General features: G+C 75.1%; 11 protein-coding genes and 1 pseudogene. 9 read left to right on the top strand and 3 right to left on the bottom strand.

The features are described from left to right. Positions 1-4 precede the first annotated feature (4 nt). The 5 genes from T328_RS06170 (at position 5) to purB (ending at position 5277) form a co-directional block, all read left to right on the top strand. A complete protein-coding gene (locus T328_RS06170) occupies positions 5-433 on the top strand; it encodes a GNAT family N-acetyltransferase (protein ID WP_496494829.1) in 429 nt (142 codons plus the stop codon). Positions 434-490: 57 nt separating this feature from the next. Then, positions 491-1888 (top strand): hemolysin family protein, encoded by a 1398-nt coding sequence (locus T328_RS06165; RefSeq protein WP_496494828.1) that lies wholly within the window; start codon positions 491-493, stop codon positions 1886-1888. Continuing rightward, positions 1885-2898, top strand: a complete 1014-nt coding sequence (locus T328_RS06160) for a hemolysin family protein (RefSeq protein ID WP_496494827.1) — start codon at positions 1885-1887, stop codon at positions 2896-2898. Before T328_RS06165 ends, T328_RS06160 begins: the two co-directional genes overlap by 4 nt. A gap of 57 nt (positions 2899-2955) precedes the next feature. Then, positions 2956-3729 carry an SGNH/GDSL hydrolase family protein gene (locus T328_RS06155; protein WP_496494826.1) on the top strand — a complete coding sequence of 258 codons (774 nt, stop codon included), beginning with the start codon at positions 2956-2958 and terminating at the stop codon, positions 3727-3729. A gap of 108 nt (positions 3730-3837) precedes the next feature. Then, positions 3838-5277 carry an adenylosuccinate lyase gene (gene purB / locus T328_RS06150; RefSeq protein ID WP_496494825.1) on the top strand — a complete coding sequence of 480 codons (1440 nt, stop codon included), beginning with the start codon at positions 3838-3840 and terminating at the stop codon, positions 5275-5277. An 87-nt stretch (positions 5278-5364) separates the two neighbouring features. On the opposite strand, the gene T328_RS06145 is transcribed toward purB, so the two are convergent. Both T328_RS06145 and T328_RS06140 read right to left on the bottom strand, forming a co-directional pair. Beyond that, positions 5365-6105 carry an ABC-2 transporter permease family protein gene (locus tag T328_RS06145; RefSeq protein WP_496494824.1) on the bottom strand — a complete coding sequence of 247 codons (741 nt, stop codon included), beginning with the start codon at positions 6103-6105 and terminating at the stop codon, positions 5365-5367. 96 nt (positions 6106-6201) lie between these two features. After that, a pseudogene (locus tag T328_RS06140) lies at positions 6202-6870 on the bottom strand (ABC transporter ATP-binding protein); the annotation flags it as partial. Between the two features lie 100 nt (positions 6871-6970). Between T328_RS06140 and T328_RS06135 the strand changes: the two are divergent. Genes T328_RS06135 through T328_RS06125 form a run of 3 tightly spaced genes read left to right on the top strand, consistent with a single transcriptional unit; the run spans position 6971 to position 10106 of the window. Beyond that, positions 6971-8230 (top strand): sensor histidine kinase, encoded by a 1260-nt coding sequence (locus T328_RS06135; RefSeq protein WP_496494823.1) that lies wholly within the window; start codon positions 6971-6973, stop codon positions 8228-8230. A gap of 4 nt (positions 8231-8234) precedes the next feature. Further along, positions 8235-8903, top strand: coding sequence for a response regulator transcription factor (locus tag T328_RS06130; RefSeq protein WP_496494822.1), 669 nt, complete (start codon positions 8235-8237; stop codon positions 8901-8903). 45 nt (positions 8904-8948) lie between these two features. Then, positions 8949-10106 carry an ROK family protein gene (locus tag T328_RS06125; protein WP_496494821.1) on the top strand — a complete coding sequence of 386 codons (1158 nt, stop codon included), beginning with the start codon at positions 8949-8951 and terminating at the stop codon, positions 10104-10106. 117 nt (positions 10107-10223) lie between these two features. Here T328_RS06125 and T328_RS06120 read toward each other — a convergent pair whose 3' ends face one another. Further along, positions 10224-10961, bottom strand: a complete 738-nt coding sequence (locus T328_RS06120) for a GntR family transcriptional regulator (protein ID WP_496494820.1) — start codon at positions 10959-10961, stop codon at positions 10224-10226. Positions 10962-11141: 180 nt separating this feature from the next. Between T328_RS06120 and T328_RS06115 the strand changes: the two genes are divergently transcribed. Beyond that, the gene (locus tag T328_RS06115; protein WP_496494819.1) at positions 11142-11888 is read left to right on the top strand and encodes a glucose 1-dehydrogenase; all 747 of its coding nucleotides are present in this window, start codon (positions 11142-11144) and stop codon (positions 11886-11888) included. Positions 11889-11895: the final 7 nt, after the last annotated feature.

The raw sequence follows: 11895 nt of genomic DNA, 5'->3' as shown, positions 1-11895 counted from the left end.
GGGCATGGACGATCTCCACATCCGGGCCGCGGAGCCCGAGGACGTGCCGGCGGTGCTGGCGTTCTGGAAAGAGGCGGCGGAGGGCACCTCCGTCAGCGACGACGCGGCCGGCGTCACCGGGTTGCTGGAGCGCGACCCGGGCGCGCTGCTGCTGGCCGAGCGCGGCGGGGAGCTGGCGGGCACCGTCATCGCCGGGTTCGACGGCTGGCGCTGCCACCTGTACCGGCTCGCCGTGCACCCCGGCCACCGGCGCCGCGGCGTCGGCACGGCGCTGCTGGCCGCGGCGGAGCGGCGGTTCGCCGCCTTCGGTGGCCGGCGGGCGGACGCCATGGTGCTGAACCGCAACGAGCTGGCACAGCACGCCTGGCGGGCGGGCGGGTATGCGCCTCAGGAGCAGTGGAGCCGCTGGGTCAAGCCGCTTGCCACCGGCTGACGGCCGCCGCCGCGCGACCGTCGCGACCCTGCGTGATCATGGGACGGAGGTGACCCGATGACCGAGGTGCTGCTGCTGGCCCTGGCCCTGGCGCTCTGCCTGGCCTGCGGCCTGTTCGTGGCCGCCGAGTTCTCGCTGACGACGGTGGAGCGGGCCGAGCTGGAACGGGCCGTAGACCGCGGCGAGCGCGGCGCGGCCGGCACGCTGCAGGCCGTACGGAGCCTGACGTTCCAGCTCTCCGGCGCGCAGCTCGGCATCACCGTCACCAACCTCGTCGTCGGCATGATCGCCGAGCCGTCCGTCGCCGCCCTGCTCCGCGGCCCGCTGCGCGCGGTGGGCGTCCCCGAGTCGGCCACCTCCGGCGTCGCGCTCGTGCTGGGCACGGCCCTGTCGGCGGTCGTGCTGATGGTCGTCGGCGAGCTGGTGCCCAAGAACTGGGCGATCTCCCACCCGCTGGCGATGGCCAAGCGCGTCTCGGCCTTCCAGCGGACGTTCAGCGCCGTCTTCCGCCCGTTCATCCGCCACCTCAACAACACCGCCAACCGGGTGCTGCGGCTGATGGGTCTGGAGCCCGCCGAGGAGCTGGCGTCCGCGCGCAGCCCGCAGGAACTGGCCGCACTGGCCCGGCACTCGGCGAAGAGGGGCTCGCTGGAGGCCGACACCGCCGAGCTGTTCGTCCGTACCCTGAGACTTGCGGACCTGACGGCGGAAAACGTCATGACGCCCCGGATGCAGGTCGTCGCGCTGGACGCGGACGCCACCGTCGAGGACGTCGTCGACGCCTCCCGCGCCACCGGCCTGTCCCGCTTCCCCGTCTACCGCGGCAGCCTCGACGGCGTCCTCGGCTACGTGCACGTCAAGGACGTCCTCGGGATTCCCGCCGACCGCCGGGCCCGCCATCCGCTGACCCGGCTGCTGCGGGAACCGGTCCTGGTGCCCGAGACGCTGCCCGTCGACCACCTGATGGACCGGCTGACGGACAAGAGCTCCATGGCGGTCGTGATCGACGAGTACGGCGGCACCGCCGGCGTGGTCACCATGGAGGACGTCGTGGAGGAGGTCATCGGCCAGGTGCGGGACGAGCACGACCCGCTGGAGACGCCCGACCTGCTGCGCAGCGGCGCGGACCCCGACGGCCGGATGCTCTTCGACGCCGACGGCGGGGCGCGCCCCGACCAGTTGGCGGAGATCGGCCTCAGGGTGCCCGAGGGTCCGTACGAGACGCTGGCCGGGCTGGTCGCCACCGAGCTGGGCCGTATCCCCGTCGACGGGGACGCGCTCGACGTCGGCGGCTGGCGGCTGGACGTCGTGGACGCGACCGGGCGCCGGGCGGCGCGCGTGCTGCTGCACGCCCCGCCGCCGGGCACGGTGACCGGCGACGGCGACGGCGACCGCGGCGACGAAGGCGACGGCGAGCGCGGCGGCTCGGCCGCCCGGAGGGGGAAGTCCGCATGACGGCCGTCCAGTTGCTCGTCGGCCTGCTGACGCTGGTGCTCAACGCCTTCTTCGTGGGCGCGGAGTTCGCCCTCATCTCGGTGCGGCGCAGCCAGATCGAGCCGTACGCGCAGGACGGCGACCGCCGCGCACGCCGCGTGATCTGGGGCCTGGAGCACGTCTCCACACTGATGGCGTCGGCCCAGCTCGGTATCACGCTGTGCACGCTGGTCCTCGGCGTCGTCGCCGAGCCTGCCATCGCGCACCTGCTGGAACCGCTGTTCGACGCCGTCGGGGTGCCGCACGGGCTGGTGCACCCGATCTCGTTCGCGATCGCGCTGGCGGTGGCGACGTACCTGCACATGCTGCTCGGCGAGATGGTGCCGAAGAACGTGGCGCTGGCCGACCCGGTGCGCTCCGCGCTGCTCCTCGGCCCCCCGCTGGTGGCCTTCACCCGCGCGCTGCGCCCCGTCGTCTTCGCCGTCAACGCCTTCGCCAACGCGCTGCTCCGGCTGCTGCGCGTGCAGACCCGCGACGAGGTCGCCGCGTCGTTCTCCGACGCGGACCTGGCCCGCATGGTGGCGGACTCCGCCGAGGCCGCGCTGCTCGACGACCGGTCCGCCGAGCGGCTGCGCGACGCGCTGGAGCTGGGCCGCCGCCCGGTGGGCGACGTGGTGGTGCCCACCGGGCACGTGGTGACCGCGCCCGTCGGCGTCACCCCGGAGGCGCTGGAGGCGCTGGCCGCCGAGTCCGGCTTCTCCCGCTTCCCGGTGGTCGACGACGGCGGCCGGATCCTCGGCTACCTGCACGTCAAGGACGCCCTCGGCGCCCGCGACCGCGAGACGCCCTTCCCGCGCACCGCCATGCGCCGCATCGCCCGGGTGCGCGCGGGCGCACCGCTGGACGACGTGCTGACCGCCATGCGCCGCAGCCGTACCCACCTGGCCGCGGTGACCGGCGCGCAGGACCGGGTGACGGGCCTGGTGACCATGGAGGACGTGCTGCGCGAGCTGGTCGGCCGGGAGTCGTGACCTGCGGCCCGGCCGCCGGAGGGGACGCTCGCGGCGGCGGGTAGGATCGGCGGCGCCATGGACGTGAATGCCCGTTACACCAGTTTTGTCGCGGTCGGCGACTCCTTCACGGAGGGCATGTCCGACCTGCTGCCCGACGGCACCTACCGCGGCTGGGCGGACCTGCTCGCGGCCCGCTTCGCGGCATCCCGGCCCGGTTTCCGGTACGCGAACCTGGCCGTCCGCGGCAAGCTCATCCGGCAGATCGTCGACGAGCAGGTCGACCGGGCCGCCGCCATGGAGCCCGACGTCATCACCCTCGTCGGGGGCCTCAACGACGCGATCCGGCCGCGCTGCGACATGGGCCGGGTGTGCGGGGCGCTCGAAGAGGCGGTGGAGCGGCTGGCGCCGAACTGCGGGCAGCTGGTGCTGATGCGCAGCCCCGGGCGCGACGGCCGGGTGCTGAAGCGGGTCAGGCCGCGGATGGAGCAGCTGTTCGCGCACGTCGACGACCTGGCCGCGCGGCACGGCGCGCTGGTCGTGGACCTCTACGGCGCCGAAGTGCTCAGCGACGTACGGCTGTGGGACGACGACCGGCTGCACCTGACGCCCGAGGGGCACCGCCGGGTCGGCGAGGCCGTGTGGCAGGCGCTCGGCGGCGCTCCCGCTTACGACTGGACCGGCCCCCTGCCGCCGCCGGCGCCGCCACCCCCGTGGTTCACCCGCCGGACCGCGGACGTCCGCTTCGCCCGTACGCATCTGCTGCCGTGGGTGCACCGCCGGCTCACCGGCCGCTCCTCCGGCGACGGCCGCGCGCCGAAGCGCCCGGAGCTGCTGCCGTACGACGCCTGACGCGCGCCGGCCCGCACGCCCCCCTGCTCGGCCGCCGGCGCCCGGACCGTACGCCCGCACCGGCCGCCGTCCGGAGACCGCCGGCCCGGGCCCGTAGAATCTCCCCACGTGAACAAGCCGCGCATCCCCAACGTCCTGGCCGCCCGCTACGCCTCCGCGGAACTGGCCGCCCTCTGGTCCCCTGAGCACAAGGTCGTCCTGGAGCGGCGGCTGTGGCTCGCCGTGCTGCGCGCCCAACGGGACCTGGGGATCGAGGTACCCGAGGGCGCCGTCGCCGACTACGAGCGCGTGCTGGAGGACGTCGACCTCGCCTCCGTCGCCGAGCGCGAGAAGGTCACGCGGCACGATGTGAAGGCCCGCATCGAGGAGTTCAACGCGCTCGCCGGACACGAGCAGATCCACAAGGGGATGACCTCCCGCGACCTGACCGAGAACGTGGAGCAGCTCCAGGTGCGGCAGTCCCTGGTGCTGGTGCGCGACCGCACCGTCGCGGTGCTGGCGCGGCTGGGCCGGCTGGCCGGCGAGCACGCCGGGCTGGTGGTGGCCGGCCGCTCGCACAATGTCGCCGCGCAGGCCACCACGCTGGGCAAGCGCTTCGCCACCGCCGCCGACGAGCTGCTGACCGCGTACGGCCGGGTGGAGGACCTGCTCGCGCGCTACCCGCTGCGCGGCATCAAGGGCCCGGTCGGCACCGCGCAGGACATGCTCGACCTGCTCGGCGGCGGCAAGGAGGGCGCCGCGAAGCTGGCGGAGCTGGAGCGCCGGGTGGCCGGCCACCTGGGCTTCGCCCGCGCCTTCACCTCCGTCGGCCAGGTCTACCCGCGCTCGCTGGACTACGACGTGGTCGCGGCGCTGGTGCAGGTCGCCGCCGCGCCGTCTTCGCTGGCGAAGACGATCCGGCTGATGGCCGGGCACGAGCTGGTCACCGAGGGCTTCAAGCCGGGCCAGGTCGGCTCGTCGGCGATGCCGCACAAGATGAACACCCGGTCCTGCGAGCGCGTGAACGGCCTGATGGTGATCCTGCGCGGGTACGCCTCGATGACCGCCGAGCTGGCGGGCGACACCTGGAACGAGGGGGACGTGTCCTGCTCGGTGGTGCGCCGTGTCGCGCTGCCGGACGCGTTCTTCGCGCTCGACGGGCTGCTGGAGACGTTCCTGACGGTGCTGGACGAGTTCGGCGCCTTCCCGGCGGTGATCGCCCGCGAGCTGGACCGGTATCTGCCGTTCCTGGCCACCACGAAGGTGCTGATGGCGGCGGTACGGGCCGGGGTGGGCCGGGAGGAGGCGCACGAGGTCGTCAAGGAGCACGCGGTGGCCGCGGCGCTGGCGATGCGCGAGCGGGGCGCCGAGCGCAACGAGCTCCTCGACCGACTCGCCGCCGACGGCCGTATCCCGCTCGACCGGGGCCGACTGGAGGCGCTGATGGCCGACCGGCTGTCGTTCACGGGCGCGGCCGAGGAGCAGGTGACGGCGGTGGCGGCACGCGTCGAGCAGGTCGTGAAGCGGCACCCGGAGGCGGCGGGGTACGCGCCCGGGTCGATCCTGTGACGCCGCCCGCCTCGGCCCGCAGCGAAACCCGCGCCGGCGGCGGCCCTCGGAGAACCCCGTGACGCCCCCCGCCCGGGTGCCCGCCCGCTACGCGTCCCGCCGTCGCAGCGTCCACCAGCCGGCCATCATCGCGGCCCCTGCCCAGAGCGCGGTGACGGCCAGGCCGGCCAGCGGCGGGACGCCCGTCGGCGGATCGGCGAAGAGCACCTGCTGCCCGGCGCGATCCGGCAGGTAGTCCGCGACTCCCGCCGACGACCCGACGCCGAGCACCATCGACACCACCAGGACGAACGGGATCAGGATGCCCAGCACCGCGATACCGCTGCGCAGCACGGCGGCGAGTCCCGCGGCGAGCAGCGCCATGAGCGTGAGGTAGACGGCGCCGCCCACGATGCCGAGCAGCGCGCCGTCGTCGCCGAGGCCGAGGGCCCGGTCGCCGAGGGCGGCGCCGCCGACCAGGAACGACACGAACGTCGTCGGCAGCCCGACGGCGAGCGTGAGCCCGCCGACGTGGGCGAGCTTGGCGGCGTAGAGCAGCCCGCGCCGCGGCACGGCGGCCAGCGTGGCGCGGATCAGCCCGCTCTGGTACTCGGACGACACCGCGAGCGTGCCGAAGACGATCGCGGCGATCTGACCGGGGCCCACCCCCGTGAGGACGGAGAACAGCGGGTCGAAGTCGCCGTCGAGGGTCTCGGCGCCGCCTTGGGCGGTGCTGGCGAGGATCCCGAAGCCGGCGGTGACGAGCAGCACGCAGGCCAGCGACCACACGGTGCCGCGCAGCGTCGTGATCTTGATCCACTCCGAGCGGAGTACGGCGGTGGCACCCATCTCTCAGACCTCCCTGGTCTCGCTGGTCTCACTGGTCCCGCTGGTGAACTCCGCCGCCGACGCCGTCAGCCGGAGGTACGCCTCCTCCAGGTCGGCCTTGCCCTCGACGAACTCCGCCAGCGTGGCGTCGGCGAGCAGCCGGCCGCGGCCGAGCACCACGAGGTGGTCGGCGAACGCGGCGGTCTCGGCCATCAGATGGCTGGAGACCAGCACCGTGCGGCCCTCGCCGGCCAGCCGGCGCAGCAGCCCGCGGATCCACACGATGCCCTCGGGGTCGAGCCCGTTGGACGGCTCGTCCAGCAGCAGCACGGGCGGGTCGCCGAGCAGCGCGGCGGCGATGCCGAGGCGCTGGCGCATGCCGAGCGAGTACGTCCGTACCCGCCGGCCCGCGGCGGACTCGATTCCGGTCAGCCGCAGCACCTCGGCGACGCGGGCGTCCGGCAGGCCGTTGCTCGCGGCCAGCGCGCGCAGATGGGCCAGGCCGGTGCGGGAGCCGTGGGCGGCCTGCGCGTCGAGCAGCGCGCCGACGTGCCGGAGCGGGTCGGTCAGCTCCGGGTACGGACGGCCGCCGACGGTCGCGGTGCCGGCGGTGGCCCGGTCCAGGCCGAGGACGAGGCGCATGGTGGTGGACTTGCCGGCGCCGTTGGGGCCGAGGAAGCCGGTGACGCGGCCCGGCCGGACGGTGAAGGTCAGGGCGTCGACCGCCCGGACGTCCCCGTAGACCTTGGTCAGGTCGCGGACCTCGATCGCTGTTGCTGCTGTCATACGGACAACGCTGCCGGTCGGGACAGTGCCGGGTCCTCCCCCGCGCGCGGGTTCGCCCTCCCCCGCGCGGGGGAGCCGTCCGCGGGGCGGCGCTGGCACGATGGACGGCGTGCGACGCGCTTCCCGGGGAGGTCCCCCGGCCCTCCGGTTCCTCACCCGGCCGCTGCGGCCGGCGCTGCGGGCGGTGACGTACACGCGGTTGCTGCACCTGCTGATCGCCGGGGCGCTGGCCATGCTGGGCGCGTTCATCATGGGGCCGGACGACATGCCGGCCGTGCTCGGCTACGGCTTCCTCGCCCTCGCCCCGGTGCCGCTGCTCGCCGTCGCCGCGACGGTCCCCGCGACCCGGGTCCTGGAAACGACGCAGGCCCGGCTGCTGCTGTTCTCAGGGGCGCACGACCGGGAGGAGCAGCGGGAGCCGCGGCTCGCGCACACGCCCGCCGTCGCCTGGACCGACCGCGGCCGGGTCTTCGTCTGGTTGGTGCTGCGGATGTGGCTGGGGTTCACGGCCGCCGTGGTCACCGCCCAAGGGCTCTTCGTCTCCGTGGCGCTGATGTCGGCGTCCGAGTGGCGCTCGTTCGACGCGGAGGTCCTGCCGCTCCCGGGGGCATGGCACGGTGCGTACCCGTTGCTGGCCCCGGTCGCGGTGGCGGCGTTGCTCGCACTCGCGACGGCCTTCGGCTCGCTGGTCGCGGCCCTTGCGCCCCGGCTGCTCGGCCCGTCGGCCGCCGAGCGGCTGGCGGCGCTGGAGGAGCGCACCGAACGGCTGCTGGAGCACAACCGGCTGGCCCGCGAGCTGCACGACACCATCGGGCACGCGCTGACCGTCGCCGTGGTGCAGGCGGGGGCCGCCCGGGCGGCGGGGTCGCAGGAGTTCACCGAGCGGGCGCTGGCCGCGATCGAGGACACCGGCCGGGAGGCGCTGGAGGACCTGGAGCGGGTGCTGCGGCTGCTGCGCAAGGACGCCGCGCCGCCGTCCCGGCGGCCGGGGCTGGCCGAGGCGGAGCGGCTGGTGGCCTCGGCCCGGGGCGCCGGCGCGTCGATCAGCGCGGAGATCGAGGGCCCGCTGGAGACGGTGCCGGGGCCGGTGTCCCGGGAGGGCTACCGCATCGTGCAGGAGTGCCTGACGAACGTGCTGCGGCACGCGGGACCGGTGCCGGTCACGGTGCGTATCGCGGCCTCGGCGGGCGGGCTGGAGCTGCAGGTGTGCAACAAGCTGAGCGCGGCGGCGCCGGCCTCCGGGCACGGCGGCAGCGGGTTGCGCGGCATCCGCGAACGCGCCGCGCTGCTCGGCGGCGAGGCCGTCGCCGGGCCCCGCGACGGCGAGTGGAGGGTGCGGGTCACGCTGCCGATACAGTGACGGCGTGCCCGTCTCCGTCCTCCTCGTCGACGACGACGCCCTGGTCCGCGCCGGACTGCGGGCGATTCTTGAGGCGCAGCCGGACATCCGGGTCGTGGGCGAGGCGGCCGACGGCGCGGCGGTGATCCCGCTGGTGCGGCGGCTGGCGCCGGACGTGGTCGCGATGGACGTACGCATGCCGCTGATGGACGGCATCGAGGCCACCCGCGCGGTGCTCCGCGCCTTCGCCCCGCCGCCGAAGATCCTCGTCGTGACCACCTTCGAGGAGGATCAGTACGTCTACGGGGCGCTGCGCGCCGGCGCCGACGGCTTCCTGCTCAAACGCGCCCGGCCGGCGGAGATCGTGCACGCGGTGCGGCTGGTCGCCGAGGGCGAGTCGCTGCTGTTCCCGGCCGCGCTGCGGTCGCTGGCCGCAGCGCAGCCGGGAACAGCAAACGAGGAGGCGCGGGCCGCGGTGGCGGCGGCGCGGCTGACCGACCGGGAGGGCGAGGTGCTGCGGCTGATCGCCCGCGGGCTGACGAACGCCGAGATCGCCGCGGAGCTGGTGCTCGGCACCGAGACCGTCAAGTCGCATGTCAGCGCGGTGCTGGCGAAGCTGGGGGCGCGCGACCGGACACAGGCGGTGATCACGGCGTACGAGTCCGGGTTCGTCGCTCCCGGCACGGCCGGATAGCGGATACGATCCGCTATCCGTAAGGCACGGTCAGGGAGGCTGACGTTGGCGCGGCTCACCGGCGGGGATCCGTCCCTGCTGCGGCGTATCAACTCCGCCGTCGTCCTGCGCGCGTTGCGCGCCGCGGGTGCGGCGACGCTGACCGAGCTGGTGCGCACCACCGGCCTGTCCCGGCCCACGCTCGACGGGGTGCTGGAGGGCCTGGCCGCCAGCGGTCTCGTGGTGGAGGCCGCGGCTGGGGAGGGCACGACGCGGCGCCAGGGCCGGCCCGCCCGTACGTTCCGCTTCCACGCCGAATCGGGCCACCTGCTGGGCATCGAGATCGGCCCGCACCGGGTCTCCGTCCTGCTCGCCGACCTCGACGGCCGGCTGCGCGGCTCGGCGTCCCGCACCGTGGCCGAGACCGCGGAGGCCGACGACCGGCTGGCGGCCGTACGGACCGTGGTGCAGGAGGTGCTGCGCCGGACCGGCGTGGCGCGCAGCACGCTGCGCGCGGTGGGCGTCGGCAGCCCCGGCATCGTGGAGGCGGACGGCACGGTGCGGCTGAGTTCCGCGCTGCCCGGCTGGACGGGCATCAACCTCGCCGAGCGGCTGGGCCGTTCGTTCCGCTGTCCGGTGCTGGTGGAGAACGACGCGAACACCGCCGCCGTCGCCGAGCACTGGAAGGGCGCCGCCCGGCACTCGCAGGACGTGGTCTTCGTCCGCGCCGGGCTGAGCCCGGGCGCCGGGTCGCTGATCGGCGGGCGGCTGCACCGCGGCTTCGGCGGGGCGGCGGGCGAGATCGGGGCGCTGCACCTGCTGGGCCGGGAGGCGACGCCGGAGAAGCTGCTGAGCGTCACCGGCGAGCCGCTGCACCCGCTGGACGAGCCGGCGGTGGCCGAGGTCTTCTCGCTGGCGCAGAGCGGCGACAAGCGGGCGCGCCGGGCCGTGGACCGGTTCATGCAGCGGCTGGTGCACGACGTCGCCGCGCTGGTGCTGGCGCTGGACCCGGAGCTGGTGGTGATCGGCGGCTGGGCGGCGGGCGTGGACGACGTACTGGAGCCGCTGCACACCGAGCTGGCCCGCTACTGCCTGCGGCCGCCGGAGGTCGTGCTGTCGCTGCTGGGCGAGGCGGCGGTGGCCACGGGGGCGCTGCGGCTGGCGCTGGACCACCTCGACGAGGAACTCTTCGACGTGGAGAGCACGATCACGGCGCGGCGCTGAGCCGCGCGCCGGGGTGCGACGCGTGCGCACCGGTCCCGGGCTCCCGCCCGGTTCGTACGATCCGATGGGCGAGCCGATGGCGATCCGCACGGCGGCGCCGCGGATGGCCCGGGCGGCTCAGCTCGCCAGCACCGCCGCGTCCGCGTCGAGGGTGAGCCGACAGGTGTCGGCGCGGTACGTCGAGACCGCGACGGCGGCGGTACGGCCCTCCGACACGTAGCGCGTGGTGACCACCAGCACCGGGGCGCCCGGCAGCCGGTCCAGCTCGCGGGCGTCCTCCGCGCGCGCCGAGCCCAGCTCGACGGTGCGGTCCTGGCCCTCCAGCGGCAGCCGGTGCAGCTCCTGCAGCACGGCGCGGGCGCGGACGGCACCGGTGGAGGTGTCGCCCCGGCTGAAGCCGGGGGCGGAGACGCCGGGCACGTAGATCAGCTCAGCCGCGACCGGCTGCCCGTTGCGGCTGCGGGAGCGGTGCACCCGGTGCACCGGTGCCGTCACGTCGGTGCCGAGCATGCGGGCGACGGCCGCGGGCGCCGCCTCCGCGACCGCGTCGACGGCCTCCCAGCCGTCGTCGCCCTCGCCGGGCCACATCTGCCGCGGGGAGCCCACCGGGACCCCCACGCGCGGCGGCGCGACCGTCGTCCCGACGCCGCGCCTGCGCTGCAGCCGCCCCTCCAGCTCCAGCTGGTCGAGCGCCTGGCGCAGGGTCGCGCGGGCGACGCCGAAGCGGGCCGCCAGCTCGCGCTCGTTGGGCAGGATCTCCCCCACCGAGAACTCCGACTCCAGCGCCTCGCTGATGACGCCCTTGAGATGCCAGTACTTCAGCTCGGTCACTGTGTCCGGCTGCGTGGTCCCCACCTGATCCTCGCAATCCCCGTCGGCCTGGCCGCCTTTATGCGCGGTTGTTTATGAAAGGTTGTTGCAGTATCTCCCGCTGACGGTAGGCGGCCACCCTGACTTGGTCAAGACCAATACCCCTGGGGTACGGTCCGTCCGTCCGGCGGGCGGACGGCGGCGGAGGACGGCGGAGAGGGAGCGATGGACCAGGTCACGGTGGTCACGGGGGGCAGCCGCGGGATCGGCGCGGCGATCGTACGGCGACTGGCCCGGGCCGGTCACGGCGTCGCGCTCGCGTACGAGCGGGCGGAGGCCGCGGCGGAGCGGGTGGCGGCCGAGGTGCGGGCCGAGGGGACGGCGTGCGTGGCCGTACGGGCCGACGTGAGCGACGCCGAGCAGGTCGACGCGCTGTTCGACACCGCCCGTGAGCGCCTCGGCCCGGTCACCGCACTGGTGAACAACGCCGGGGTCACCGGGCCGCTCGGCCGGTTCGACGAGACGTCCCTCGACGTGATGCGCCGCGTGCTGGACGTCAACGTGATGGGCACGTTCATCTGCACCCGGCGCGCGGTGCGCGACATGTCCACCCGGCACGGGGGCGGCGGCGGTGCGATCGTCACCATCTCCTCCGGGGCCGCCACGCTCGGCAGTCCCGGCGAGTACGTGCACTACGCCGCGAGCAAGGCGGCGGTGGACGCCATGACCACCGGTCTGGCCAAGGAGCTGGGGCCCGAGGGCGTGCGGGTCAACTCCGTCCAGCCCGGCATGACCGTCACCGACATGCACGCGGCGATGGGCGACCCCGAGCGGCCGTGGCGCAACCGGGAGCGGGTGCCGATGCGCCGGCCCGGGGAGCCCGAGGAGATCGCGGGCGCGGTGGCGTGGCTGCTGTCCGAGGAGGCGTCGTACACCACGGGCGCGGTGCTGCGGGTCTCCGGCGGGCTCTGACGGGCCG

Source organism: Streptomyces sp. CNX435 (genome assembly GCF_059570575.1).
Note: the sequence above shows the minus strand (reverse complement) of the source record. Positions and strands in the feature narration are given on the sequence as shown.